Origin of the sequence: uncultured Algimonas sp. (assembly GCF_947498175.1) — a bacterium.
Taxonomy (GTDB): domain Bacteria; phylum Pseudomonadota; class Alphaproteobacteria; order Caulobacterales; family Maricaulaceae; genus Litorimonas.
This window is the reverse complement of sequence record NZ_CANMJB010000002.1, coordinates 200,534-227,182: the sequence shown is the minus strand read 5'-3', so window position 1 is coordinate 227,182 and position 26,649 is coordinate 200,534. Positions and strand designations below refer to the sequence as shown.

Genomic DNA, 26,649 nt, shown 5'->3' with positions numbered 1-26,649 from the left:
ATAACGCTCTGGACCTCCCCGAGCGTTTGCGTCACTTTCCGGACAGGGAGAGACATCATGAAAAAACTGCTACTCGCGACCGCCGCCTTGCTGGCCCTGCCCTTGTCGGCCACGGCGGACGATACGGACCACACCCTCATCCACGCCGGAACGCTGATCGCCGTGCCGGGCGAGACGCCGTTGCGCAACAAGACCGTGGTCGTGCGCGACGGCAAGGTCGAACGCATCGCGGACGGCTTCATCACCGAACGCGGCGCGGACGTGGTGGACCTCAAGGACATGACCGTCCTGCCCGGCCTGATCGACAGCCATGTCCATCTGCGCGGCGACAGGGCGACCGGCAAACCCGACGACGTCGTGAAGCTGGAAGCGGGCGACGTGGCGTTGCAGGCCGCCGCCCATGCGCGCACCACGCTGATGGCGGGCTTCACCGCCGTGCAGGATGTGGGCGGGCCGCCGGAAATCTTCGCCCTGCGCCGGGCCATCGACAAAGGCCTCGTCCCGGGGCCGCATATCCGGGCGTCCGGCGGCGCGATCAGCGCGACGGGCGGGCACGGCGATTTCCACGGCTATCGCGGCGACGTGCTGCACATGTTCCGCTCGCCGACCATCTGCGACGGCGTGTCCGATTGCCGCCGCGCCGTGCGCCAGGCCGTCAAGAACGGCGCCGACGTCATCAAGATCACGGCCACCGGCGGGGTGCTGTCCAACACCAATGCCGGCACCGGCCAGCAGCTGATGGATGACGAGCTGGACGCCATCGTCCAGACCGCCGCCACGATGGGCCGCAAGGTCACGGCCCACGCCCACGACAAGGGCGGCATCGACGCGGCCCTGCGCGCGGGCGTGGATTCGATCGAACACGGTTCCTTCATGGACCAGGAGACGGCGCGCCTGTTCCGCGACAACGACGCCGTGCTGGTCCCGACCGTGCTGGCCGGGATGACGGTCGCCGAATGGGCGGCCGATCCCGACACGTTCCTGTCGCCCTTCCAGGTCGCCAAGGCGCGCGCCGTCGGCCCGGCCATGCAGGACATGGCCACGCTGGCCTGGCGCAACGGCGTGACCATCGCGTTCGGCACCGACTCCGGCGTGTCCGCCCACGGCGACAACGCCAAGGAATTCCAATACATGGTCGCCGCCGGGATGAGCCCGATGGAAGCGATCCAGAGCGCCACCACGGTCGCCGCCAGGCATATCCGCATGGACGACATGATCGGCAGCCTGGAGCCCGGCAAGCATGCCGACATCATCGCCGTGGACGAGGACCCGCTGAAAGACGTGGCGGCCCTCATGGACGTGGATTTCGTCATGAAGGGCGGGGTGGTCTACAAGCACGAGAAGTAGTGCGGCCCTTCCCTTCCCTTACGTTCCTTTCCGCTCGTCCTGGCAAACAGGACCGCGCAAGCGCGTCCTTTGCCCCAGGCTTGATCCCGTCCCTGACCTCCGACCTGGATCCCGACTTTCGTCGGGATGAGCGGATATTGTTGACTATGCTGTCTTTTTTTCCAACGTGAACCCCTTCGCCCTCATTCTCGCCGCCGCCTTCTTCACGGCCGTCATCTCCGGCCTGTTCGGCATGGCGGGCGGGCTGGTGTTCATGGGGGTCATCGCCGTCTTTCTCGGCGTGGCCGAAGCCATGGTGGTGCACGGGGCGGTGCAGTCCGTTTCCAATTCGTCGCGCGCCTGGATGCTGCGCGGCGACGTGCGCTGGGACATCCTCGGCTGGACGGCGGTCGGCGCGGTCCCGGCGGCCGGACTGATGCTGGCGGTGGCCTTCCTGCCCTCGAAAGCGCAGCTCTATCTCGCGCTCGGACTGCTGCCGCTCCTGCTGTGGCTGCCGCGCGGCTGGCTGGCGGGCGATGCGGAGAAACCGGGCCATGCGGTGCTGTGCGGCGCGATGGTGATGGGGCTGAACCTGAGCGCGGGCGTGGCCGGTCCGGCGCTGGACTTCTTCTACGTCAAGACGCGGCTCACCCGGCAGCAGATCGTCGCGACCAAGGCCGTGACCATGTTCGCGTCGCATCTGGTCAAGATCGTCTATTTCGGCGTGCCGCTGGCCAAGAGCGCCGGGCTGTCCGGCCTGCCGCCGCTCTGGTTCTTCGTCGCCGCCGTGCCGGTCTCCATCGCAGGAACCTATGTCGGCACGCGGTTGCTGCGGCGGTTTTCGGATATGGGGTTCAAACGCTATACGCGCTGGCTGGTCACCGGGATCGGCGCGGTCTATGTCTGGCGCGGTCTCTCTCTCTTGGATCTGGCGCTGCTATAAGTGTAAAGTCCGATCCCGAGCAGGGTGATCGCCGTGCCGATCCCATCCCAGAGACCGAACGGCTCGCCCAGCACCACGATCGCCGCGACGATGGTCGCCAGCGGCCCGACCATGCCGAGGATCGCCACCGCCTGCGCCCCGATCCGCCCGATGGCGATATTGATGAAGAAGCTGGGAACCAGCGTGCAGAAGACCGCCAAGGCGGCGGCGATGACCCACATTTCGCGCGGCAGCCGCAAGGCGGCGACCATGCCCGCCGGACCGCCGCTGGACACGAAGAAGTGGAGGAACAAGGCCGTCGCCGCGCCGATCATTGCCAGACAGGTGAAGACCCGGGCCCCGATCCGGTCGATGAACCCCTTGGCGATCAGCTGGAACAGGGCGAACAGCGCCGCGCAGAGCAGGATCAGCCCGGCGCCGAGCCAGAGATTGTCCGATTGCGTGATGTCCCCGCGCAGGAACACGACGGCCAACCCGCCATAGGCCAGCACGACCGACGCCAGCCCCGCCCGCGTGATCCGCCCGCCGAAGAAGAGCGCCCCGAAGATCACGACGAAGGCCGGATAGGTGAACAGCAGCAATCGCTCCAGCTGCGCCGTGATGTATTTCAGCCCCTGGAAATCGAGGAAAGTGCAGACGTAATAGGCGAGCACGCCCGCCGCCATCGCGGCCAGGGTTTCCCTCGTCCCGATCCGCCCTTCCCCGGCCCGGCGCGCGATCAGCAGGATCAGCACATAGGCCGGCAAAGACAACCCCATGCGCAGCACCATCAGCGTCACGGCGGGCAGGTCCGGCACGACGTCGTAGGCCATCTTCACCAGGATCGCCTTCATGGAGAACAGCACCGCGCCGATCATGCCCAGCGCGATACCGGCCCCGTCGAGGCGCGGGTCGCTCCCGTTCAGCGCCGCCGCGCCTTGCACTTCGCGAAAGGACGACTTCACGAGCGTCGCCGCGCCCGGAAGAAATTCCGCAACTGATCACCCGCCCGCTCCGCCTCCAGCCCCGACACCACGTCCGGCCGGTGGTGGCATGTGGGCTGTTCGAAGAACCGCACGCCGCTCTCCACCGCCCCGCCTTTCGGATCGGACGCCCCGTAGACCAGCCGCGCGATGCGGGCATGGGCGATGGCGGAGGCGCACATGGTGCAGGGTTCCAGCGTGACGTAGAGCGTGTGGCCCGGCAGGCGGTAGTTTCCGGCGGCCTCGCAGGCCGCGCGGATCGCCAGCACCTCGGCATGGGCGGTCGGATCGCTGAGCCGGATCGGCGCGTTGGCGGCTTCGGCCACGACGAGGCCGTCCGCGTCCACGATCACCGCGCCGACCGGCACTTCGCCGGCCGCGGCGGCGGCTTCGGCGAGCCCCAGCGCGCGCCGCATCCCCTCCTCGTCCGTCATGGCTCGACCCGTCATGGCTTGCCATCGCGCCGGGCTTGGCGCAGGTCAACCGCCATGGCTGCAAAGCAGATCGCCACGCCCGACATTGCGAGCCAGGTGTTTCTGCGCGATCCCGCCGCCGGTGTGCTCGCCCTGCAGGCCCAAGGCCCGCTGGTTCGGATCCGGCTGCCCCTCATCGGCCGGGCCTGGGTGACGACGACCCACGCGGCGACCAAGGACGTGCTGAAACGCGACGAGGATTTCCGCATGACCAAGGCCGGAAAACGGCCCGCCGGGCTGCAATGGTGGATGCCGCGCAGCGTGCGGCTGCTGGCCGACAACATGCTGGGACGCGACGGCGACGCCCATAGACGCTTGCGGGGCAAGGTGGACCGGGCGTTCGCCAAGCGCGGGATCGAAGCGCTGGAGCCCAGGGTTGCGGCCTGGGCCGACCGGTTGCTCGGTCCATTGGCGGAGCGGCGCGAGATCGACCTGGTCGCCGACTATGCCCGCCCTTTCCCCGCGGACGTCATCGCGGACCTGCTGGGTGTGGGGGCCGCGCGGCGCGACGCCTTCGTCGCCCGCGCCGCCGGTTTCGCCGATACGTCCACCCCGATGCGGACCCTGTCTTCCGTCCTCGGCACGGGCGGGTTCGTGCGTTTCGTGCGCGCCATGGTGGGGGAGGCGCGGAAGACGCCCCGCGACGGCCTGCTGCGCGACCTGTTGTCGGACGACGACCCGCTGGGCGAGGCCGAGCTGGTCTCCATGGTGTTCCTGCTGATGTTCGCCGGGTTCGAGACCACAACCAACCTGATCTCCGGCAGCGTCTTGGCCTTGGAACGCAATCCGGCCGCCAAGGCGGCTTGGCTGGCCGATCCCCATCCGCGCGGGATCGAGGAACTGGTCCGCCATGTCAGCGCCGTCGCCGGATCGAAACCGCGCTTCGCCGCGCGCGAGGCCGTCGTGCAGGGAATCACCGTGCCCGCGGGCGCATTGGTCATGGCCTTGCCGATCGCGGCCAACTATGACCCGGCCATGTTCGACGCCCCCAAAAGACTGGTCCTGGACCGCCTGCCCAACCCGCATCTGGGGTTCGGGGCGGGCCCGCATTTCTGTCTCGGCAACCAGCTCGCGCGGCTGGAACTGCGCGTGGCGCTGCAGCGCCTCTATGCCCGCTTTCCGGACCTGCGCCTGACGGACGACCGGCCCGCCTATCATGAGCGTGCCGGCCACCGCGCCCTGAAGTCCCTGCCCGTCAGGCTGGCCGCATGACCGACGACCGCGAACGCATCGCCAAGCGCCTCGCCCGGGCCGGGGTCGCGTCCCGCCGCGAGGCCGAGCGCATGATCGAGGCGGGCCGGATCAGCGTCAACGGCAAGCGGCTCGACACGCCCGCCTTCACCGTCACGGCCCGGGACGCGATCGAGGTGGACGGCCAGCCCCTCGCCGCCAAGGAACCGCCGCGCCTGTGGCGCTATCACAAGCCGCCGGGCCTGGTGACGACCCATAGCGACGAGCGCGACCGCAAGACCGTGTTCGACGCCCTGCCCGAAACCCTGCCGCGCGTGATCAGTGTCGGTCGGCTCGACCTGACCAGCGAAGGCTTGCTGCTGCTGACCAATGACGGCGAATTGGCCCGCCAGCTGGAACTGCCCAGCACGGGCTGGAGCCGCCGCTACCGCGCCCGCGCCTATGGCAAGACCACCCAGGAAAAACTGGACGGGCTGAAAGAGGGCATCGAGATCGACGGCCGCCGGACGGGGCCGATCGAGGCCACGCTGGAGAGCGAAAAAGGCGACAATGTCTGGATCGAGGTGATGATCCGCGAAGGCAAGAACCGGGAGGTGCGCCGCGCGCTGGAAACGCTCGACCTCAAGGTCAACCGCCTCATCCGCACAAGCTACGGCCCGTTCCAGTTGCTGACCTTGCAACGCGGCGCGGTCGAGGAAGTCGGGCGCAAGCAGATGCGCGACCAGGTCGGCCACCTGGTCGACATTCCGCGCGAGCAGGACCGGCACAAGCGCAGGCCGCCCAAGCGCGGGACGCATGCCAGCAAGAAGGCGAAGACGGATGCCCAGCCCGGCGCGCGCAAACAGGCGGCCGCCAAGGACGCCGCGGCGCAGAACGCGAAACGCCCGCCCCCGAAGAAGGCGCAAGGCGGGCGGAAGAAAGGACCACCGAGGCGCCGAAAATGAGTCCCCGCTCCAACCCGATCTCGTCTCCGGCATTCATTGGCCCTGGCATTTCATTGGCCCCGGCAACAGGTGCCGGGGACGGACCTTGTTGAAATGAGGATCGTTTCCGGCACCCATCGCGGGCGCACCATCGCCACGCCCGACGGGCGCAATACGCGCCCCACGTCCGACCAGACGCGCGAGTCCATCTTCAACATCCTCGACCATGCCGATTGGGCGCCGCCCTTGGACGGCGCGCACGTGCTGGACATCTTCGCGGGATCCGGCGCGCTGGGCCTGGAAGCGATCAGCCGCGGGGCGGCCTTCTGCGTCTTCGTGGAACGCCATCCCGACGCGCTCAAAGCGATCCGCCGGAACATCGACCATTTCGGCCTGGGCGACGAGGCGCGCCTGCACCGGTTCGACGCGACCCGCCTCAAGCTCGCCCCGGCCAATCGTCCGGCGCCGTTCACCCACGTCTTCATGGATCCGCCCTACGGCAAGGGATTGTGGGCGCCCGTGCTGCGCCGCCTGCCGCCCTACCTCTCCGAGGACGCCGTCATCATACTGGAGGAAAGCGCGGAGACGGACATCCTGCCGCGCGGCTGGATAGTCCGCGCCGACAAGGTCTGGGGCGCCTCGCGGGTGCTGTTCCTTCAACAGATATAAAATGTCGCAGGCCCGTTAAGGAGTTTGTTGCGTTTGCGTGATAGCTTCGACGACAAGGAGGGCTGAACGATGAACGATCTGATCGAACAGGCGACCCTGCTGATGCTGGCCGAGCGCCAGCTCCGGGCCGAACAACCGGCTTCGGACGAGGACGAGGACACGCCCCTCTTCATCTGAGTCAGACTGTCGCACAGGCCGCATTCCACGCAACGCCCATAGGGCGGCGGCGTTGTTCGCCTGTCACGAGAATTTGCACTCGCATGACGATCCAGATTCGCTTTGACGAATCCGGATCCGGCACGATAGGCTCCTGTTAAGAGAGGAGCGGCATATGCAAGGCATGAGGACAAGACAGATGAGCCAAGCCCTGACAGACCTGATGGCCGCCGCGTCGAAGCTAGAAATGTCTCCTGCCGATGCGGAGGCGCAACGTCGCAGTTTCGTTTACGGCAATACGCGCATCGAGAACTCGCACATCACGCGTGACATGGTGGACGAAATCGCCGAAGATATGGCGGATCGCGCCTCCTAGCTCTCGGAATTTTTCACCATGGGTGACGATCGGTCATCACAGGCCGAAGCGCCGAAACTGCTCGACGATGACTCGGAGATTGCCCGCCGCGAGGTCGAAAACGGCTTCCGCCAGTGGGAAGCGACCCTAGCAGAGATCGAAACAGAACTGGAACGCGGCGGCGCGTACAGGTTGCGCCTATCCACGATCCTCGCTTTGCACCGTCTGGCCGTAGATGGGCTGGAAGCCTTCGCCGGAGCCTTCCGGCCCGGACCCGTGAAGATCACGAAAAGCCGTCATGTTCCGCCAGAGGCCGCCTTGGTGCCGGAACTGGTCGAAGAGATGTGCGACACCGTCAACGACAATTGGCAAAACTGGAGTCCGATCGAACTGGGAGCCTACGTACTTTGGCGCATGTGCTGGATCCATCCCTTCACCGATGGAAACGGCAGAACGGCTCGGGCGCTTTCCTATCTCGTCCTGAACGTCGCGGCTAGGGAACGGCTATCGGGAACGACGACCATTCCCGAACTGATCGAACGGAACAAGACACCCTATTATGAGGCCCTGGAAGCTGCCGATGCAGCGCTCGAGGCCACAGGCGACATCGATGTGGCTGCAATGTCGAACCTGTTCGAAGCCTTGCTCGCCGAGCAATTGCTCAGCGCTTTGAATAGAGCCAAGAATAAGCCCGCCCCCTAACGCCGCCCGAACAGCCGCTCTATGTCCGCCAGCTTCAGCTCGACATAGGTCGGGCGGCCGTGGTTGCATTGGCCACTATGGGGCGTGGCTTCCATCTGGCGTAGCAGGGCGTTCATTTCCTGACTGTTGAGCCTTCGCCCGGCGCGGACGCTGCCGTGGCAGGCCATGGTGCCGCAGACGTGCTCGAACCGTTCCTTCAGGCTCAGCGCCTCGTCATATTCCGCGAGGTCGTCGGCGAGGTCGCGCAGCAGCGCGCCCGCGTCCACCTTGCCCAGCAACGCCGGGGTTTCGCGGACCAGCACGGCGCCGGTGCCGAAGGGTTCGAGGATCAGGCCCATCTCGGCGAACTCATCGGCGCGGGCAAGGACGCGCGCGGCGTCGCTCTCGCCAAGCTCCACGATGTCGGGGATCAGCAGCGCCTGGCGCGTCACGCCCTGCCCGGCCATGGCGCGCTTCATGTCCTCGTAGACCAGCCGTTCGTGAGCGGCGTGCTGATCGACGATGACGATGCCGTCCGCCGTCTGCGCCACGACGTAGGTTTCGTGCAATTGCGCGCGGGCGAGGCCAAGCGGATGGTCGGAGGTCTGCGGCGGCGGGGCGATTTCGCCGGTTTCAGGATCGAAGGCGGGTGGCGCGTCATAGCCTTGGAGCGGGTCATGGGCCTCGACCTTGGCGCTCTGCCCGTCCAGCAGCCGCTGCATGTCCGGCGGCGGCGCGGCGTGGGGCTGAGCGCGGTAGTCGCGCTGATAGGCATATTGTCCCTGCCCCGCCTGTATCTTGCCGAGCGCGTAATCCGACACGGTCGTGCTGGCGCGGTGGCCCGCTTCGGCCAGGGCATGACGCAGGGCCGAGACGATCAGGCCGCGCACGACGCCGGGGGCGCGGAAGCGCACTTCGGTCTTGGCCGGATGGACGTTGACGTCCACCATTTCGGGCGGAACGTCGAGATAGAGCGCGGCGACCGGGTGGCGGTCGCGGGCGAGAAAGTCCTGGTAGGCGCCCCGGATCGCGCCGAGCAGCAGCCGGTCGCGCACGGGCCGGCCGTTGACGAACAGGAACTGGTGCTGGGTGTTGCCGCGCGAGAAGGTCGGCAGACCCGCGAAACCGGACAGGCGGATCTCGTCGCGCGTCTGGTCCACGGGCACGGCGTTTTCGCCGAACGCCCGCCCCAGCACATCAGCCAGACGCGCCAGCCGCCCGTCATCGTCGTGGGTTCGTCCGACCAGCTTCAGCGAGGTCCGTGCCTGAGTGCCGGACGTGAAGCCGACGCCCGGATTGGCCATGGCGAGGCGCTTGACGATGTCGGAAATGGCCAGTGTTTCGGACCGCTCGGACTTGAGGAATTTCAGCCGCGCCGGCGTGGCGTGGAACAGGTCGCGCACCTCGATGCGCGTGCCCGGCAGGCCCTGGCGCGGCGCGGGACGCACGCGGGACGCCGCGCCCGCATCGACCTTGATCTCGGCCGCCTCGTCGGCGTCCGCCGTCTGGCTCATCAGGGTCAGGCGGGAGACGGACGCGATCGACGGCAGCGCCTCGCCGCGAAAGCCCAAGCTGGCGATGTTCAGCAAGTCCCACTCGCCCGCGTCGGTCGGTCTGAGCTTGGACGTGGCGTAGCGCTCCAGCGCGACGGGAATGTCGTCCGCGCCCATGCCGTGGCCGTCATCGGTCACGACGATGAGGGTCCGGCCGCCATCCTCGTAGCGGATGTCGATCTGGCCCGCGCCCGCGTCGATGGCGTTCTCGACCAGCTCCTTGATGACCGACGCCGGGCGTTCCACCACCTCGCCCGCCGCGATGCGGTTGACGGTCTGGGCGGGCAGTTTCCGGATGGATGGGCGGGAGGTCACGAGCGCGACCCTAGGTCAGGAGACGGGCGCGCACCAGTGGGGAGGCATGCCCAGGCTGCGAATGGCTAGAGCCCCGGCAGCTTGGCGCGGGGCGGACGGCGCGTGACCGTGACTTCGCCGCCGCCCGTGACGTTGCGCACGGATTCCAGGCGGCGTCGCTCGCCGTCCGCATCGAGCGGAACGGGATTGCCGTCGCCGTCGAACTGCTGGCCGTCGCGCCAGAACAGGATGCGGTTGGTCAGCGAATCGGATTTGCGTTCCACCGAGTTCTGACCGTCGATCTTCAGGCGGATTTCCTGGTCGGCGCGGGCGGCCCCGGCACGGGTCAGCAGCATGATCTCGCCCTGGCTCGGCTCGGCCGCGTCGATGTCGCCGATCAGCGCTTCGCGCGCGCTGGCTTGCGAGTAATTATCGTCCAGCGAGCTCGCGCCCGGGGCGGGCGGGCGCAGATTGTACTCCGGCGGCACGATCAGCGGCGCATTGGTCAGGATGTTGAACTCGTTGGGCGCTTCCTTGGTCAGGCCGAGCGTGCGCGAGGCGGACGCGCAACCCGACAGCATCAGGCCCGCGGCCAGAACCGCAGTCAGGGACGGGGTGCAGGCTTTCAGACGGGAAGCGTTGGGAAAAGTCGGCATGAAGGTGTTCCGTTGCTTTGATCCCGGTCCTATAGAAGAGAGGGACATGTTGCGGCAACGCCTTAACGGCCCCGTCGCGGGCCGCCAAGTGAGCAGATCGTCATTTATCAGCGGCCCGGATGTCAGCGGCCCTGATGTCATCGGCCTTGGCGCGCCGCTTTGCTCTCCGCCATCCAGTCGCGCACCGTCGCCAGCAGCAAGCCGGCGATGCCGATCGTGATCGCCGAGTCGGCCAGGTTGAACACGTAGTTGAACCCGATATCGGATGCGTTGACGAAATCCGTCACCGCGCCGAACAGCGCCCGGTCGATGGCGTTGCCGACGGCCCCGCCGATCACGAGCGACAGGCATAGACGCGTGAACGCGTCGCGCGCGCCGGACAGCGCGCCGAGCAGGACGAACACCATCACGACGGCGAAGGCCAACAATCCCCAGCGCTTGATTGCCGAATCGCCTTGCAACAGCCCCCAGCTGACGCCTTGGTTGCACAGCAGCGTCAGATCCACGACCGGGCTGATCTCGTGCGTGACCGTGATGTAGGGATCGTGCGCGCAGACGCTCATCGGCCGGTCGAAGGCCCGCGTCGCCGCCCATTTGCTCAGCTGGTCGGCCGTGACGATGGCCGCGGGCACCCACAGGCCCCAAAGCGGCGGGATGCGGCGGATCGCGTGTCGGATTGTGGCGGGCAGGCTCATGCGGGCGCGACTGCCACGCTTGTTGCGCGACGGCAAGCAGGCGTGCCGACGGCGCGCCGGCCGAACTGCGTTGATGACCATTCTTTCATTGGCGGGGACGGGGCCGCAGGCTAAAGCCGGTGAAACGACAAGGCCGAGATGTCCGCACGCCCTGACGGCGATGGACGGTCGCGATGGGCCGAAACTTTGCAGGGACAGACATTATCATGGTTCGCCACACCCGCCCGATCTCGATCCGGCCGTTCCTGCTTTGCAGTGCCGCGCTCCTCGCAGCCACGCCCGCCTTCGCCCAGGTCGAGATCGCCGACGACCGCACCGCGCCCGTCAGAACGTCCACGGCGGGAGACGGCGGCGCCCCGGCGGACGTCACCATCACCTCGGACGGATCCGTGGTGCTCACCACGGCCGGTCCAGCCGTCACGCTGGATTCCGCCAACGACCTGACCAATGCGGGGCAGATCCGCATCACCGATGTGGACAACGCCACCGGCGTGTCGCTGGAAGGGGGCGCGGACCGCAACTTCACCAATTCCGGCACGATCCGCATCGACGAGAATTTCGACGACGCCAACACGGACGCCGATCCCTTCGCCGATACGCCGTTCGCGTCCGGCACCGGCCGCACGGGCATCCTCGTGTCCGGCGCCTCGCCGTTCCAGGGCAACATCACGCTGGCGGAAACGTCCAACATCATCATCGAAGGCAACAACAGCGCCGGCGTCGATCTGTCCAACACTCCGCTCGGGGCCGGGCTCGACGGCAATCTTGCGCTGAACGGGCGCACATCCGTACGGGGCAACAACAGTACAGGCGTACGCGTCGGCAGCGCGATCACGGGCAACCTCACCAGCGACGGCTTAGTCGAAGTGGTCGGAGCGGGTAGCGGGGCGTTCGATATCGGGGCCGACATTGGCGGCGGGTTCGCCTCCACCGGCTCGGTCACCAGCAACGGTTTCCGGTTTGGAACACGCCCGGCCTTCAATCCCAATGCGGCCGCTGACCGGACCGATCTGGGAGCCGAAGATCTCGGCCAGGCGGCTTCGGCCATCGCGGTGCGCGCCAATATCGCACGCGGCATCAATCTGACGGAACGGACGACCACGGCCAATGACGCACAGGGCAATCCGGTCACAACCGTCGCATCGCGCAGCGCCGTGACGCAGTCCGGATCCGCGCCCGCCATCCTGATCGACGGCGACGGCACCCCGCTGATGATCGGAACGGTCTCGGCCATCACCGATCCTGCCGCCGCGGGCTACGACGCCGACGAATTGTTCGCCTTCATCAATCTGGGCACGGTGCGCGCCAACGGCATCTACAACGATTTCGACGCGACCGCAGTGTCGATTTCCGATGCCACGCTGGACGGCGGCATCCGCAATGCACGCACGATCCAGGCCGAAACCTTCGTCGGATCCGTGCGACGCCCGATCGACGGCGTCGACCTCGGAACGGGTCTGGCGCGCGTCCTCGTTCTGGGCGACAACGCCATCGTCGAACGGCTCAACAATAGCGGCTTGATCATCGCGCAGGTCTCCGAAGCGACGGATGAAGTCTATTTCGACAGCGACAATGTTCCCGCGCCCCGCCCCGTCGTCGCGACCGCCATCGACATCGGCGCCAATGCCAGCCTTCCTTCGATCGAGAATGACGGTACGCTGTCGGCCATCCTGATCGGACGCAACGGCACGGCGACCGTGGTCAACGATGCGTCGGGCAGCTTGTCCAACATCGTCAATCGCGGCAGCATCGCCGCCGTCGGTCGGAATTCGGACGCCACCGGCGCGCAGGAAACGGATTTCACGCTCGTAGCACTGGACCTGTCCGCCAACACGTCCGGCGTGACCTTCCTGCAGGAACAGCGGCCCGATCCGGACACGACGGACACCGCCACGCCGAACCCGCCCGCGTTGCGCGGCGACATCCGTTTCGGGTCGGGCAACGATACGCTGACGAGCACGGCCGGAACCATCGCGGGCAACGTCGATTTCGGCGCGGGCGACGACCGGCTGGCCTTGACCAATACGGAATTCTCGGGCGCCATCGCCAACCAGGGCGGCCTGGCCATCGAGGCCGTGAATTCGACCGTGACTGTCCTGTCCGAAGGCCCCGTCGGCATCACATCGGCCAGTTTCGATTCCGGATCGACCTTCCGCCCGCTCGTGGACGGCGCTTCGGGTCAGGCCGCCACCTTGCAGGCCACCGGCGCGATCAGCTTCGCCAACGGCGCGCAGATCACCCCCGTCCTTCGTAATGCCGTCAATACCGGCGTGGTCGGCGGCGAGGCGGCGTCCTTCGCGCTTGCGTCGGCCAGCGACCTGACCATCGGCGATCTCGGCGCGCTCAACGCGGTCGACGACGGCAGCTTCCTGTTCGACACCAACTATTCGGTCACGGGCGAGACGCTGTTCATCACGCTGGATCTGCGCAACGCCGAACAGCTCGGCCTCGACCGGACGCAGACCGGGTTGGACCAATCGGCCTATGGCGCGACCCTGCAGGCGCTTCAGACAAATACCGCTTTGGGCAACGAAATCGCCAACCTGGCCACGGCCGACGAATTTTATTCGGCCTACAACCAGCTGCTGCCCGAATTCGCGGCCGCCGCGCGCCAATTCGTCATCGCCAATTCCGACGGCGCGATCGGCGCGGTCGGCAACCATCTGGACGCGGCTCGCCGGTCCCCGGACAAACCGGGCGGCGCCTGGATCCAGCAATTCGCCTATTTCGCGGATCGCGACAAGGCGGGCCTGTCGGAACAATATCGCGGCGAAGGCTTCGGTTTCACTGGCGGTCTGGACACGGCCTGGGGGCCGTTCCACGCGGTCGGCGTCAATCTGGGCTTCGCCTCGACGGAAATCGAGGACGTGGTCGGCGTGGACGAACCGCTCGACGTGACGTCCGTGCTGGCCGGCATCTATGCGGGCTACATGTCCGGCAAGCTCGGCATCGACGCCTATCTGGGCGGCGGCTTTAACGATTTCGAACAGAACCGCCGTGTGCGGATCGGCGACTTTTCCGGCCGCAGCTCGGGCGACTGGAACGGCACGCACTTGTCCGGGTCGTTGCGCGCCGGTTACGACATGGATTTCGGCAAGCGCTATTGGGCGCGCCCGGTCGTCAGCCTCGACTATGTGCGTCTCAGCGAAGACGGCTACCAGGAAACCGGCGATGTCGGCGTGGCGCTGAGCGTCGAAGACCGCACGTCCGAAATGGGCGCCGTCTCCGGCATCTTGAATTTCGGGGCCGAATTCACCGGCGAACGCACTTGGATCCGGCCGTCCATCCGCATCGGCTACCGCAACGAGTTCCTGTCCGACCCCGTGCTGACCAGTTACAGCTTCTCCGGCATCACCAATGCCGCGATGGCCCGGACCCAGTCGGCGGACTTCCCGACCTCCGGCATGCTGCTCGGCTTCTCGGTCGCGGCCGGGTCGGGCTTCTCGTCCGTCGCCTTCGATTTCGACAGCGACATCCGCGACGGGTTCATCCGCCATACGGGGCGCGTCGTGGTGCGGCTGCTGTTCTGATCCGCGCCGACCCGGCCGGACGCGCATGACGCGCCAGGCGAGCGCCCTGGAGACCAGCCCCTATCTGTCGCGGCTGGCCGAACGGTTCGGCCCGCCCGGCGACGACACGGCGCAAGATGCAATCGATGCGCTGGCCGGCGCAGGCGCGGCCGACCTGCCCGACCTCAAGGCGCGTTTCAATCTGGGCTGGGCGCATCTGGCGCTGGGCGAGCGCCGGTCCTTCCCCGCGCTGGGCCGCCTGCAGAGCGCGTTCGCCGACCGCGCGGTCGATCTCGCCTTGTGGGACGCCTGGAGCGCCGAAAAACTGCCCGGCAAGCCCGTCGGCCTCTTCATCCTGGGTCTCGGCAAGCTGGGCGGCCACGACCTGAACTTCTCCTCCGACATTGACCTGATCTCCTACTACGACCCGGAAACGCTGCCCGTGCCCGCCGCGAAGGGCCAGTCCTATGTCGCCGGTCGCGTGCTGAAGCGTCTGGCCAGGACGTTGATGCCGCCCAACGACCCGGATTTCGTCTACCGCGTCGATTGGCGGCTGCGCCCCGAAGCGTCCGTGTCCGGCCTGGCGATGAGCACGACGCGCGCGCAGGACTTCTATTTCTTCCGGGCCTTGTCCTGGCACCGGCTCGCCCTGCTGAAGGCGCGCCCCGTGGCCGGGGACCGGGCGGCGGGCGACGCCTTCATCGCCGACCTGTCGCCCTTCATCTGGCGGCAGAACCTCGACTTCCGCACGATCGACGAACTCGCCGACCTGAAGACCCGCATCAATCTGGAGCATCCGCGCCTGAAGCTGGAACGGCAGGCCAAGGACCCGATCGGCGAACAGCCGCTGGGCTTCAACGTCAAGCTCGGCACGGGCGGCATCCGCGAGGTCGAGTTCATCGCCAACGCCCTGCAGATGATCTGGGGCGGCAAGCATTACGCGCTGCGCACGACCAACACGCTGGACGCGCTCGACGCGCTGCGGGCGCAGGACCAGTTCGAGGACCCCGACACGGAGGCCCTCGGCCGGGCCTACCGCCATCACCGCAGCCTGGAAAACGCGCTGCAGATGATGCGCAACGGCCACGAACATGTCTTGCCCAGCACGCCGGAGGACTGGTCCGGTATCGCCGCCCTGATGGGCCGGCCGGCGGACGCGCTGATGGACGAGACGACGCGGCATCGACGCGAAGTCAGCCGGCGGTTTTCCGCCATGTTCGACACGTCGCCCGACATCGCCGGTCCCGTCGATCCGGTGCATGCGGCGATGCCCGCCTTGGGGGCGGACGCGCAGCGCATCGTGGATGACTGGCTGTCGGGGTTCCGCCGCTACAATGTGCGCGTTTCCAAACGGCAACGCCTCAAGCCGCTGGGCGCGGCCCTGTCGCGCCGGGTCATGGCCTCGGAGTCGCCGGATGACGCCATCCGCCGGGTCGATGCCTATCTGGGCAGCCTGTCGCGGTCCGAACAATATCTGTCGCTGCTGGCCGCCAATCCGGCCCTGCTCGACGCGCTGGTCGGGCCGCTGATCCACAGCCCGCACATGTCCGTCCTGTTGAAGCAGAGCCCGCACATCATCGACACCTTCCTGGACCCGGCGCCGGGCGACATCGGTTTCGTCCTGGCCGAGCCGGACTATGAGACGCGGCTGGAACGGCTGCGCCGCTACGTCAATGAGGGGCTATTCCAGAACTATCATGCCTTCCTGACCGGGATGCAGGATTGGCGGGCGCTGGCCGCCGCCTTGACCGCGCAGGCCGAAACGGTGCTGGAGGCCGCGCTCTCGATCACGCGCGACGATCTGGACGCACCCGGCCTGCCCATCGCCGTGCTGGGACTCGGCAAGCTGGGCCAGGCGCGCATGGCGCCGCAATCCGATATCGATCTGGTCTTCCTGTTCGGGGACGATGCGGACCGGGATCTGGCGTCCAAGGCCGTGCGCCGTCTGACCACCATTCTCAGCACGCCGCTGCGCGAAGGCATCGCCTACGACCTCGACATGCGGCTGCGCCCGTCCGGCCGGTCCGGGCCGCCTGCCGTCACCCTGTCCGCCTTCCGCCGCCACCACGACACCACGGCGCGAAGCTGGGAGCATATCGCGCTCGTTCCCGCCCGGACGGTGGCGGGCGATCCGGCGCTTGTCCAAAAGGTGGACGCGCTGGTCGCGCGGATCCTCGACCGGCCGCGCGATCCGGACCAGTTCGTCGCCGACGCCCATTACATGTGGGGCAAGCTGGTCTCCGAACGCATCCACCCGGTTCCGGCGGACCGGTTCGACACCAAGCTGCGCGACGGCGGCATGATGATGGCGGACTTCTGGAGCGCCGTCGGACGGCTCGCAGACGGGCCGCGCCTGACGCAAGCACAGGACGGCTGGACCGAGCTGCTCTATTGGGAACGGCTGCTCGGCCTTACGGGGTTGCCTGTCGCGGCCGTCCCCGACGCCTACGCCGAATTCATGCCCGGCGACCTGCCCACCCGGCAGGCCGCGCTTGAAGATCGCGTCCGCATGGCCGTCGCCCGTTACGCGGACACGGCACCGAGCGCCGACATGCGCCCCGTCCGCTGGCGGTAATCGCCTGAATCACCACTGTTTCCGATCTGTTATCCCGCGCCGAATGCGCTTGCCGGGTGGACGCGAACGCCCATATCAACCACACTGATTCACGCTTCGTTCCCCACTTGGACGCCTCCATGCCCGCTGCCCGCAAAGACCTGCTGTCCGATTCCGGCGCCGCAAAGGCCGAAAGCGGCTATTCCGCCAAGGACATCCAGGTGCTGGAAGGGCTGGAGCCCGTCCGCCTGCGGCCCGGCATGTATATCGGCGGCACGGACGACCGGGCGCTGCACCATCTCTTCGCCGAGGTAATCGACAATGCCATGGACGAGGCCGTGGCGGGCCACGCCACGCGCATCGAGGTCCATCTGGACGCGGACGGCTACATTTCGGTCACGGATAACGGCCGGGGCATCCCGGTGGACGTCCACCCCAAGCACAAACCCAAGACCGCGCTGGAAGTCATCATGACCGAGCTGCATTCCGGCGGGAAGTTCTCCGAAGGCGCCTACGAAACCTCCGGCGGGCTGCACGGCGTCGGCGTGAGCGTCGTCAACGCCCTGTCGGACGACCTGTCGGTCGAGGTCGCCAAGAACAAGCAGCTCTACCGCATGGATTTTTCGCGCGGGAAGCCGCAGGGCAAGCTCAAGAAACTCGGTCCGGTCAACAACCGCCGCGGCACGACCGTGCGCTTCCATCCCGATCCGGAGATCTTCGGCAAGACGGCGGCCTTCCGCGCGCCGCGCCTGTTCCAGATGGCGCGCGCCAAGGCCTACCTTCAGCCCGGCGTGGAAATCCGCTGGTCCTGCGATCCGGCCAAACTCAAAGAGGGCAGCCCGATCCCGCAGCAGGCCGTGTTCCACTTCCCGGACGGGCTGAAGGATTATCTGGGCGAGACCCTCGGCGAAAAACCGACCCTGACCGAAATCTTCGCGGGCAAGTCCAAGACGGACAGCGGCCATGGCCGCGTCGAATGGGCCGTGACCTGGTCGCCGGCCGGTTACGGCGAAGCCGACAGCTTCGTGCGCTCCTACTGCAACACGGTCCCGACGCCCGGCGGCGGCACGCATGAACAGGGTCTGCGCGCCGCGATCACCAAGGGATTGCGCGCTCACGCCGAGCTCACCGGCATGGGCAAGAAGATGTCGAGCGTCACGCCCGACGACGTCATGTTCGGCGCCGGCGCGCTGGTGTCCGCCTTCATCAAGCAGCCGGAATTCCAGGGACAGACCAAGGACCGCCTGTCCAATTCCGAGGCCGCGCGCCTAGTCGAGAGCGCGATGCGCGATCCGTTCGACCATTTCCTCGCCTCGCGCCCCAACGAGGCGCAAAAGCTGATGGATTGGGCCATCGAGCGCGCGGACGAACGGCTGCGCCGCCGCAAGGCGCGCGACGTCAAACGCAAGAGCGCGACCAAGAAGCTGCGCCTGCCCGGCAAGCTCGCCGACTGCTCGCAGAAAGGCAGCGAGAATACGGAACTATTCATCGTCGAGGGCGATTCGGCCGGCGGGTCGGCCAAACAGGCGCGCGACCGCAAGACGCAGGCCATCCTGCCGCTCAAGGGCAAGATCCTCAATGTGGAGTCCGCGACCAACGCCAAGATCGCAGCCAATAACGAGATCGGCGATCTGTGCACCGCGCTGGGCATAGGCCTCGGCAAGCAGTTCGATCTGGACGATCTGCGCTATGAACGCGTCATCATCATGACCGACGCCGACGTGGACGGCGCCCATATCGCCGCGCTGCTCATCACCTTCTTCTTCCGCATGACGCCCGGCCTGATCGAGGCGGGGCGGCTCTACATGGCCATGCCGCCGCTCTACAAGCTGAGCGCGGGCGGCAAGACGGCGTACGCGCTGGACGATCTGCAACGCGCCGAGCTGATGGAAACCGAATTCAAGGACCGAAAGAAGGTCGATATCGGCCGCTTCAAGGGCCTCGGCGAGATGAACCCGTCGCAGCTGAAGGTCACCACCATGGATCCTGCCACCCGCACGCTGGCCCGCGTCGTCATCGACGGCGACGACAGGGTCACGACGGAAAGCCTGATCAACACGCTGATGGGCAAGAAGGCGGATCTGCGGTTCGAATACATCCAGGAACACGCGCAGTTCGCGGAGGTGGAGGTCTAGGACCGATAAGGCCCAGTCAGCTTGCCATGCCGTTTCGGTCTATAGATTTCATGACCCGGAATATAGAGACTGACGCCCAGAAGCATCAGCAGGCTCGCGCCGTAGATCACCAATAGCGTGACCAACAGTGTCATCGCCGGCCCGGTCTCGGCCAGTTTGGCATACAAGGCTAAGAGCGGCACCGTCACCGCTCCCACGGTCCAATAGATGCGTCTGGCCATCGGGATGTCGTCCGCCGACTCCAGTACCACCGAAAGCGGCGAGATTAGTCCCAACGGGCGGAAGACGATGTGTCCGCCCGAACTGCAGCGGAAGGCAGCCATGAGGGGGTCGCGCCGCTTCATGTATCTGTCATAGGCCCGCTTGGACCTGGATGCAAAAAAGCCCGCCAGGAGAGGCGGGCTCGGAACGTTTGGCCGGTCGTGAGGCCTACGCGGCCGCTTCGCCCGTCGCTTCCAGGCTGGCGGCGACGCTTTTCTTGAGCTTGCGCGCCTTGTCGGTCAGCTTGTGGTTCTTCGTGCCCATCAGGAAGCCGTCCAGACCGCCCTTGAAGTCGACGGTGCGCAGCGTCTTGGCGGCGATGCGCAGGCGGTAGTCCTGGCCCAGCGCCTGGGAACGCAAGGTGACGTTGCACAGGTTCACGTCGAAGCGGCGCTTGGTCTTGATGTTGGAGTGGGACACATTGTGGCCGCTCATCGGGCCGGTGCCCAGAAGGTCGCAGGTGCGGGACATGATGCTTGCCTCAAAAGGTTCGTAGCGTCGGAAAACGAAAAAGGCCCGCAGGCGCGGGCGATCAGGCGCGGCTGTTAGTCGGACTGGCGCGGCCCGTCAAGCGCGTCTCGCATCCCTTCGCCCTCTGCCCCCCCTGGCCCAACCCCCAGCGCACAAGCCCCAGCGCCTAAGCCCCAGCTCCGGCCCTTGCGCGAATTGCGCCTTGTTCATGCAAGCCACAGGCTTTCCGGCCTATAGGGAGCGGATGAAACAGACCCTGTCCCTCCTGTCGGGCCTCCTCGTCCTGGCCCTGCCGACCCCGGCGCTGACGCAATCGCCGCCGCCCGCCCCGGTCAACGTCATCGATCAGGGCCGCCACATGGCCGCGTTGAACGACCAGACCTTCGGCGACGGGACTTACGTCGTGCCGCCCGCGCCGGACGGGGCGACGCAGTTCGCGTTCACGCTGAAAGGCTATGTGTTCGGCCTGCGCCTCATCAAGGCGAGCTATCTGGGGTACGAATCGGACCGAACCTACGCCGCCTATACGGATATGCGCACGTCGGGCCTCGGCGCGCTGCTGAAGAAGATGGACATCTGGGCGGTGACGCGCGGCCGGATCGCGCCGGACGGAGCGATGCGCCCCGATTTCCATGTGCAGCAGAACACGGACAAGAAGAACCGGCGCGTCGAGATGAATTACGACAATGCGGCCCGGACCATCGACGTCGCCATCGTGCCGCCGCTCGGCAGCCAGGGTGTGCCCCCCGCCAGCCCGGAACAGCGTTACGGCGCATTCGATACGATCACGACGCTGCTCCACATGGCGCGGCGCGGGCGCGGCGACGCGGCCGATCTGTGCCGGGGCCGCGTGCCGGTGTTCGATTCCAAACAGCACTACAATCTGCGGCTCGAACCGGTCGGCGACGGACGCGCCAAGTTCCTGGGCGACACCCAGCCCGCCATCCATTGCCACGCTTTCTACGAACCGGTCGCCGGCTTCGACCCGGAAGACCTGCCCGACGCCGAGGAGGCGGGCACGCCCGTGGACGTGTATTTCCGCTATTATCCGTCCGCCGACCTGCATGTGCCGGTGCGGTTTTCCTACAAGGTCAGCGGGTTCACGGCGATCATCAAGATGTCGGAACTGGTGCTGATCGCGCCGGACGGCACGGTCGTCCACGAAAAGGCGTGAGCTAGCGCGCCAGCAACGTCGCCACCGCCGCCCGCGCGTCCGGATGGAACCCGGTGGAAAAATGCGTCGCGTCGGGCAGTTCCAGATAGGTCGCCTCCGGCAGGGCGGCGGCGAGCTGGCGCGACAGCCCTACGGGCAGGACGCGGTCCCGCCCGCCCCCGAGGATCAGGACCGGCGCGTCCACATCCGCCAGCGCGGCCGGGATGTCGTAGGCCAACAACGCCTCGTCGTAAGTCACGCGCAGCGGCAACCCGCCCGGCGTCCAGGCCTCCGCCACCGCGCGCACGCTCGGCGCGGTGGTCTCCAGCACGACCGCATCCACGCGGGCCGACCGCGCGGCCAGGCTGGAACAGACGAAGCCGCCCAGCGAATGCCCCCAATAAACGAGCGGCCGCCCGGCGGCGCGCGCCTCGATCAGCGGGACCAGCGCGGCCGCCGCCCGTTCGACGGACGCCACGTCGGCCACGCCCGAACTGTCGCCGTAACCCGGATAGTCCCACAGCAGGACCTGTCCGAACGGCGCGATCTTGATGGCCGCTTTCCAAGGACAACCGTTCGTGCCGGACGCGGTCGAGCGAAGCCTCGCCCCGGATGTTCAGCTCCGTGCGGTCCGGCCGCTGCACCGGCAGGAACACGACGCCCTCATCAATATGGAAGCCGCGGGCGAGCAGACCCCCCACCGCGAGCGCGGCGAAGAGGAGCAGAACGGTTAGGACGAGAAGCAGGCGCCGCATGACGGCCTTGTGGCACGGATTGATGAGGGAAGTATGGATGAGAACCGGGAGGCGGTTCCGGACGGCCATCCTCGTTAATCCCTCGCCCCATCCGCGCTTATCCGCGCCGCAATCCCCCACCGCACCGGACTTCCCGCCAAATCAATCCGCGAGAATCGGAAATCGTATCCCCCCTTTCGGAAAGGCGGGTTATGCTGGACCTGTCCGCTGCAGGCACGGGGGGAGTACGACCACCTGGATGTCAGCGGACGGAAGCGAGGGCCCGGACGGGTCCGGCGACGAACAGGAACGGGCAAGGCCATCCGGCGATGGCCGCGCCTCTCGTCGCCGGGAAGGCCGCAGCGGCGCTGGAGGGCGGGACCGTGGTGTAGCAGACCACCGACCCGGCCATCCCGGTGCCAGGCGGCCGCCACCCCCGACCGGGCGGCCTGGGCCCGTGCGTCGTACCGCACGGTTCCGGCCTCACGAGCTTCGTTCGCGACGTGCCGCTGGCCTGCAAACCGGGTCGCGCGCGCCTTGGACCCCGGTCCCGGCCAGAGTTCCGGCCGGACACCGGGTGAGACCGCGATCCCCCCCTATGGGGCGGGTGTGCGGGCGTTGCGAACGGCGGCGACCGGCCGAGCTTTCACCGCGCGGGCCCTGCCCGAGCGTGAAATGGTAATCCTCTTCCCTGTCCATCGCCGGGCAGGGCCCGCGCCCCGTGCCACCCGAAAAGGGAAACGGGACACGATATGAGACCTTTGCCGGGCCAGGCCGCCCGGTCGCACCTGAAGGCATGGGCGAACAACAAGGCCCCGAAAAAAACCGGGCAGTCAGCCGGACCCATGAGTTCACTCGGCCGGCCCGGCCAATCCTCCTCTCAGATCAACGTCATCTTCACAGAAGCCGGGACCGAGGACGACAGCGCCCGGACGGATCGCCGCCTTGCCTTTCGCGCGCCCTCCCCCAACATAGCGCCCATGGCGGTCCAGCCGATTCTCTCACCCATTCTCCGGGCCATCCTAGGCCCGACCAATACGGGCAAGACGCATTATGCGGTCGAGCGCATGCTCGGGCGCAGCTCCGGCGTGATCGGCCTGCCGCTGCGTTTGCTGGCGCGCGAGGTCTATGACCGCATCGTGGCGCGTGTCGGCGCGAACAGTGTCGCGCTGGTCACGGGCGAGGAGAAGATCGTCCCGCCCCATGCGCGCTATTACGTCTGCACGGTCGAAGCCATGCCGGTGGAAAAACGCTTCGCCTTCCTGGCCGTGGACGAAGTGCAGCTGATGGCCAATCACGAACGCGGCCACGTCTTCACCGACCGGGTGCTCAATGCGCGCGGCTACGAAGAGACGCTGTTCCTCGGCGCGGAAACGGCGCGCGACGTGTTGCGCACCCTGGTCCCGGACATCCGGTTCGACCGGCGGGAGCGCTTCTCCGAGCTGTCCTATGCCGGGCCGACCAAGCTGAACCGCCTGCCCAAGCGCTCGGTCATCGTCGCCTTCTCCGCCAAGGAGGTCTATGCGCTGGCCGAAGCGATTCGGCGCCTGCGCGGCGGCGCGGCGGTCGTCATGGGGGGCCTGAGCCCGCGCACCCGCAACGCGCAGGCCGAGCTGTTCCAGAGCGGCGATGTCGATTTCCTGGTCGCGACGGACGCGGTCGGCATGGGGCTGAACCTAGACACGCACCATGTCGCGTTCGCGTCCCTGTCCAAATATGACGGGCGCCGGCGGCGCTACCTCACCCCGATGGAGGCCGGTCAGATCGCAGGCCGCGCGGGCCGGTTCCGGCAGGCCGGCACGTTCGGCACGACCGGCGACTGCCCGGAAATGGACGACGCGCTGGTGGACCGCATCGTGGGCCACGAATTCGAGATGCTGAACTACGCCGAATGGCGGAATTCCGACCTCGATTTCGCCTCGCTCGCCGCGCTGGTCGAGAGCCTGCACGCGCCGCGCCCGACCAAGCGGCTGCGCCGGATCAAGGGCACGGAAGACGAGCTGTCGTTGGAACGGATGATGGCCATTCCGGAGATCGCGGCAGGCATCAATCTGCCCGTGCAGGTCAAGCAGCTATGGGATGTCTGCCAGGTGCCGGATTTCCGCAATCTGACCATCGACGCGCATGTGCGGCTGCTCCAGGACATCTACCGCACGCTCGTATCCGGGGGCGGCAAGCTGTCGAACGACTTCATGGCGCGCCGGGTCGCCCGCTGCGACGACACGTCCGGCGACGTCGATGCCTTGTCGGCACGGCTTGCGAACATCCGCACTTGGACGTATTGCGCCGCCAAAGCCAGCTGGATGCATGACGGCGAACATTGGGCGCAGCAGGCCCGGGCGGTCGAGGACCGCCTGTCCGACGCGCTGCATGAGGGCCTCATCGCCCGTTTCGTCGATCGCCGCACCTCCCAGCTGCTCAAAGGGATCGGATCAGGAGCTCCCATGGACGCGTCAATCAAGGACGATGGATCGGTATTCGTCGACGGCCACCTCATCGGCCAGCTCGAAGGCTTGCGCTTCACGCGCGACGCGGACGCGTCGGACCTGGAAGCCAAGGCGCTGGAAGCGGCGGCCGTGAAGGCCGTCACGCCCGAAGTGGACCGCCGCCTGACGTCGCTATCGTCTGGCCAGCACGCCATCTTCACCCTGTCCGACGCGGGCGAGATCCTGTGGGGCGGCATGGCCGTGGGCCGCATCGCCAAGAGCGGGTCGGTCTTCACCCCGGACGTCGAAGTGATCGGCGGGGAGCTGGGCAATCCGACGCTGCGCCAGCTGGCCGAGGACCGGATGCGCGAATTCCTGCGCGCCGAAGTGCAGACCCATCTGGCGCCGCTCAAGAAGCTCAAGGATCTTCAGGAGCGCGACGACATGCTGCCCGCCTCCAAGGGCTTCGCCTATACGCTGCTGGAACATCACGGCTCGCTCGACCGGCGCCAGCACGGCAAGATCGTGCGCGATCTGGGCCAGCAGGAACGCCGCGACCTCCGCAGCGCCGGCGTGGTGTTCGGCCAGTACAACGTCTTCATGCCCGAACTGATGAAGCCCAAACCCGCGCGGCTGCTCTCGCTGCTGGTCGCCTACGGGGCGGGCGGCGACCGCAAGCCCTTCGTCCCGTTCGCGGGCGTCACCTCCATCCCGAACGAAGGCGATCTGAAGTCCGACGGTTTCGCGCCGCAGGCGCTGTCGCTGGCGGGCTACAAGGCGGTCGGCCCGCGCATCGTGCGTTTCGACATTCTCAACCGGCTGGCGACGCAGATCCGCGACGCGCAAGGCCAGTTCGAGAAAGTCGCGCAGGACAAGCCCGGCCGTCCGACCTTCCAGATCATGAGCGAGATGCTCGCCATTTTGGGCGCCTCGCACGAGGAGACGCGCGGCGTGCTGGCCGCGCTGGGCTTCAAATCCTTCACGGCCGACGCGCCGCTCGAGACAGCGCAGGCGCAAGCGCCCGAAGCGGAAAGGCCCGAAGCCCAAGACGAGACACCGGCCGCGTGGGATCAAGTGGCCGCGCGGGATCAAGGCGGGGCGACGCCCGAACCGCCAACGGCGCCCGACCCCGCCCAGGTGCCGGATGCAGCCTCCGGGGAAGCGTCGGTTCCGGACGGCGGCGTGCCGCAACCGGCGGCGGGCCTCTCGCCAGATGCCGTGGTCGCGACGCAGACCGCACCGGGCGGCGCGCCTGACGCCCCCCAGACCGATGTCCTCCAAGCTGATGCGCCCCAGATCGATATCCCCCAGGCTGATGCGACCAAGACCGATGCGACCAAGACCGATACGATCAAGACCGACCCTCCGGCGACGGAAGCGCCCAAACCCTCCAAGCGCATGCGCGACCGCCAGCGCGCGCCGCTTTCGGTCTATGTGCCGCGCGAACAGCTCGAAGACGGCACGTCGCGCGACGTGCCGAGCCTGGAATACTGGACGCTGCCGGCCCGCCAACCGCGCGGCCATAAGGGCGGCCGCGGCGGCAAGCCGCATCACAACCGCAAGCCGCACGGATCCAAGCCGCCGCGCGGACAAGGCGGCAAGCCCGGCGGCAAACCGAAGCGGTCGCCGGACAAAGCGCCGCGCCGTTCCGTCGAGAACTCGCCTTTCGCCGCGCTGGCCGCGTTGAAGACCGGCGGCACGCCGGACGACAAGTCCTGAGCGAGCCGGACGAGCAGACCTGCCGGCTGGATGTCTGGCTGTTCCGCACGCGACTGACCAAGACGCGCACCGAGGCGCAGGCCATCATCGGCAAGAAGCGGCTGCGCCTGACGCGCGGGGCGGAGACGCTGCGGATCGGCAAGCCGCATTTCCGGATCCGGCCGGGCGACCGGGTCTCGTTCATGCGCCACCGCGCCCTCGTCCATGTCGAGATGATCGCGCCAGGCACGCGCCGCGGACCCGCGTCCGAAGCCCGCTCACTCTATCTTGATCTCACCCAGGGCGACGGACCTCAGCCCTCCGGTTGACACCCATGGCCGCCGCCGCCAAAGCGCCGCGCATGACCTACATCGTCAAAGACGAATGCATCAAATGCAAGTTCATGGACTGTGTCGAAGTGTGTCCCGTGGACTGCTTCTACGAGGGCGAGAACATGCTCGTCATCCATCCGGACGAATGCATCGATTGCGGCGTGTGCGAACCGGAATGCCCGGTCGATGCCATCGTGCCCGACACGGAAGACGATCCGGACGGCAAATGGCTGGCCATCAACAGCAAGTATGCCGAACTCTGGCCCGTCATCACGGTCAAGAAGGACCCGCCCGGAGACCGCGAGAAGTACGAAGACGAGACCGGCAAGTTCGAGAAGTACTTTTCGGAAAAGCCCGGTACGGGCGACGAATAAGCAGCCCATGAACGGATTGCCCGTTTTCCGGACTTCGGTGGATGCGCCGCAGCTTAAAATCTGCAATAGCAAGACCGCAACGATGATAATGTCGGTCGATCATAGGGCTGCGACCGCAGTCTTTC

At 67.2% G+C, this 26,649-nt stretch carries 22 protein-coding genes; 14 read left to right on the top strand and 8 right to left on the bottom strand.

Annotated features, from left to right (window positions below):
- Window positions 1–57 precede the first annotated feature (57 nt).
- Window positions 58–1,347, top strand: coding sequence for an amidohydrolase family protein (locus Q0718_RS03545; protein WP_298913524.1), 1,290 nt, complete (start codon window positions 58–60; stop codon window positions 1,345–1,347).
- Between the two features lie 166 nt (window positions 1,348–1,513).
- Entirely contained in the window at window positions 1,514–2,269 is a 756-nt protein-coding gene (locus Q0718_RS03540; RefSeq protein ID WP_298913521.1) for a sulfite exporter TauE/SafE family protein, read from the top strand.
- Here Q0718_RS03540 and Q0718_RS03535 read toward each other — a convergent pair.
- Together Q0718_RS03535 and tadA are read right to left on the bottom strand one after the other, a co-directional pair.
- Entirely contained in the window at window positions 2,224–3,213 is a 990-nt protein-coding gene (locus Q0718_RS03535; protein WP_298913518.1) for a DMT family transporter, read from the bottom strand. The genes Q0718_RS03540 and Q0718_RS03535 overlap by 46 nt on opposite strands.
- Window positions 3,210–3,665, bottom strand: a complete 456-nt coding sequence (gene tadA, locus Q0718_RS03530) for a tRNA adenosine(34) deaminase TadA (RefSeq protein ID WP_366523818.1) — start codon at window positions 3,663–3,665, stop codon at window positions 3,210–3,212. The genes Q0718_RS03535 and tadA overlap by 4 nt, the downstream gene beginning before the upstream one ends.
- Window positions 3,666–3,719: 54 nt before the next feature.
- Between tadA and Q0718_RS03525 the strand changes: the two genes are divergently transcribed.
- From Q0718_RS03525 to Q0718_RS03505, 5 genes are all read left to right on the top strand, one after another.
- On the top strand, window positions 3,720–4,916 hold the full coding sequence (locus Q0718_RS03525; protein WP_298913512.1) for a cytochrome P450: 1,197 nt from the start codon (window positions 3,720–3,722) through the stop codon (window positions 4,914–4,916).
- Window positions 4,913–5,839 carry a pseudouridine synthase gene (locus Q0718_RS03520; RefSeq protein ID WP_298913509.1) on the top strand — a complete coding sequence of 309 codons (927 nt, stop codon included), beginning with the start codon at window positions 4,913–4,915 and terminating at the stop codon, window positions 5,837–5,839. The genes Q0718_RS03525 and Q0718_RS03520 overlap by 4 nt, the downstream gene beginning before the upstream one ends.
- A 93-nt stretch (window positions 5,840–5,932) precedes the next feature.
- Window positions 5,933–6,487, top strand: coding sequence for a 16S rRNA (guanine(966)-N(2))-methyltransferase RsmD (rsmD, locus tag Q0718_RS03515; protein WP_298913506.1), 555 nt, complete (start codon window positions 5,933–5,935; stop codon window positions 6,485–6,487).
- Between the two features lie 355 nt (window positions 6,488–6,842).
- The gene (locus tag Q0718_RS03510; protein WP_298913503.1) at window positions 6,843–7,019 is read left to right on the top strand and encodes a hypothetical protein; all 177 of its coding nucleotides are present in this window, start codon (window positions 6,843–6,845) and stop codon (window positions 7,017–7,019) included.
- An 18-nt stretch (window positions 7,020–7,037) separates the two neighbouring features.
- Complete coding sequence (locus Q0718_RS03505; RefSeq protein ID WP_298913500.1) at window positions 7,038–7,700, top strand: Fic family protein; 663 nt, start codon at window positions 7,038–7,040, stop codon at window positions 7,698–7,700.
- Here the strand turns inward: Q0718_RS03505 and mutL are convergent.
- The 3 genes from mutL to lspA all read right to left on the bottom strand — a co-directional run bounded on the left by mutL (window position 7,697) and on the right by lspA (window position 10,877).
- On the bottom strand, window positions 7,697–9,547 hold the full coding sequence (gene mutL, locus Q0718_RS03500; RefSeq protein WP_298913496.1) for a DNA mismatch repair endonuclease MutL: 1,851 nt from the start codon (window positions 9,545–9,547) through the stop codon (window positions 7,697–7,699). The two genes, Q0718_RS03505 and mutL, sit on opposite strands and share 4 nt — an antisense overlap.
- A gap of 65 nt (window positions 9,548–9,612) precedes the next feature.
- Window positions 9,613–10,182, bottom strand: coding sequence for a DUF3035 domain-containing protein (locus Q0718_RS03495; protein ID WP_298913493.1), 570 nt, complete (start codon window positions 10,180–10,182; stop codon window positions 9,613–9,615).
- Between the two features lie 137 nt (window positions 10,183–10,319).
- Complete coding sequence (gene lspA / locus Q0718_RS03490; protein ID WP_298913490.1) at window positions 10,320–10,877, bottom strand: signal peptidase II; 558 nt, start codon at window positions 10,875–10,877, stop codon at window positions 10,320–10,322.
- Window positions 10,878–11,083: 206 nt separating this feature from the next.
- On the opposite strand from lspA, the gene Q0718_RS03485 reads away from it, so the two are divergent.
- The 3 genes from Q0718_RS03485 to parE all read left to right on the top strand — a co-directional run bounded on the left by Q0718_RS03485 (window position 11,084) and on the right by parE (window position 19,075).
- The gene (locus Q0718_RS03485; protein ID WP_298913488.1) at window positions 11,084–14,407 is read left to right on the top strand and encodes an autotransporter outer membrane beta-barrel domain-containing protein; all 3,324 of its coding nucleotides are present in this window, start codon (window positions 11,084–11,086) and stop codon (window positions 14,405–14,407) included.
- A gap of 25 nt (window positions 14,408–14,432) precedes the next feature.
- Window positions 14,433–16,961 (top strand): hypothetical protein, encoded by a 2,529-nt coding sequence (locus Q0718_RS03480; protein WP_298913485.1) that lies wholly within the window; start codon window positions 14,433–14,435, stop codon window positions 16,959–16,961.
- Window positions 16,962–17,080: 119 nt separating this feature from the next.
- Complete coding sequence (gene parE, locus Q0718_RS03475) at window positions 17,081–19,075, top strand: DNA topoisomerase IV subunit B (RefSeq protein ID WP_298913483.1); 1,995 nt, start codon at window positions 17,081–17,083, stop codon at window positions 19,073–19,075.
- On the opposite strand, the gene Q0718_RS03470 is transcribed toward parE, so the two are convergent.
- On the bottom strand, window positions 19,072–19,419 hold the full coding sequence (locus Q0718_RS03470) for a hypothetical protein (protein ID WP_298913481.1): 348 nt from the start codon (window positions 19,417–19,419) through the stop codon (window positions 19,072–19,074). The two genes, parE and Q0718_RS03470, sit on opposite strands and share 4 nt — an antisense overlap.
- An 85-nt stretch (window positions 19,420–19,504) precedes the next feature.
- Window positions 19,505–19,807, bottom strand: a complete 303-nt coding sequence (rpmB, locus tag Q0718_RS03465) for a 50S ribosomal protein L28 (RefSeq protein WP_298913479.1) — start codon at window positions 19,805–19,807, stop codon at window positions 19,505–19,507.
- A 244-nt stretch (window positions 19,808–20,051) separates the two neighbouring features.
- On the opposite strand from rpmB, the gene Q0718_RS03460 reads away from it, so the two are divergent.
- Window positions 20,052–20,981 carry a DUF3108 domain-containing protein gene (locus Q0718_RS03460; protein ID WP_298913477.1) on the top strand — a complete coding sequence of 310 codons (930 nt, stop codon included), beginning with the start codon at window positions 20,052–20,054 and terminating at the stop codon, window positions 20,979–20,981.
- Between the two features lies 1 nt (window position 20,982).
- Here Q0718_RS03460 and Q0718_RS03455 read toward each other — a convergent pair whose 3' ends face one another.
- On the bottom strand, window positions 20,983–21,483 hold the full coding sequence (locus Q0718_RS03455; protein WP_366523817.1) for an alpha/beta fold hydrolase: 501 nt from the start codon (window positions 21,481–21,483) through the stop codon (window positions 20,983–20,985).
- 55 nt (window positions 21,484–21,538) lie between these two features.
- Here Q0718_RS03455 and Q0718_RS03450 point away from each other — a divergent pair, with 55 nt between their 5' ends.
- From Q0718_RS03450 to fdxA, 3 genes are all read left to right on the top strand, one after another.
- Window positions 21,539–21,694 carry a hypothetical protein gene (locus Q0718_RS03450; RefSeq protein WP_298913474.1) on the top strand — a complete coding sequence of 52 codons (156 nt, stop codon included), beginning with the start codon at window positions 21,539–21,541 and terminating at the stop codon, window positions 21,692–21,694.
- A gap of 845 nt (window positions 21,695–22,539) precedes the next feature.
- Window positions 22,540–25,839 carry a helicase-related protein gene (locus Q0718_RS03445; RefSeq protein WP_298913472.1) on the top strand — a complete coding sequence of 1,100 codons (3,300 nt, stop codon included), beginning with the start codon at window positions 22,540–22,542 and terminating at the stop codon, window positions 25,837–25,839.
- A 340-nt stretch (window positions 25,840–26,179) separates the two neighbouring features.
- Window positions 26,180–26,524: a ferredoxin FdxA gene (gene fdxA, locus Q0718_RS03440; protein WP_298913469.1), complete on the top strand. Its 345-nt coding sequence runs from the start codon at window positions 26,180–26,182 to the stop codon at window positions 26,522–26,524.
- Window positions 26,525–26,649: the final 125 nt, after the last annotated feature.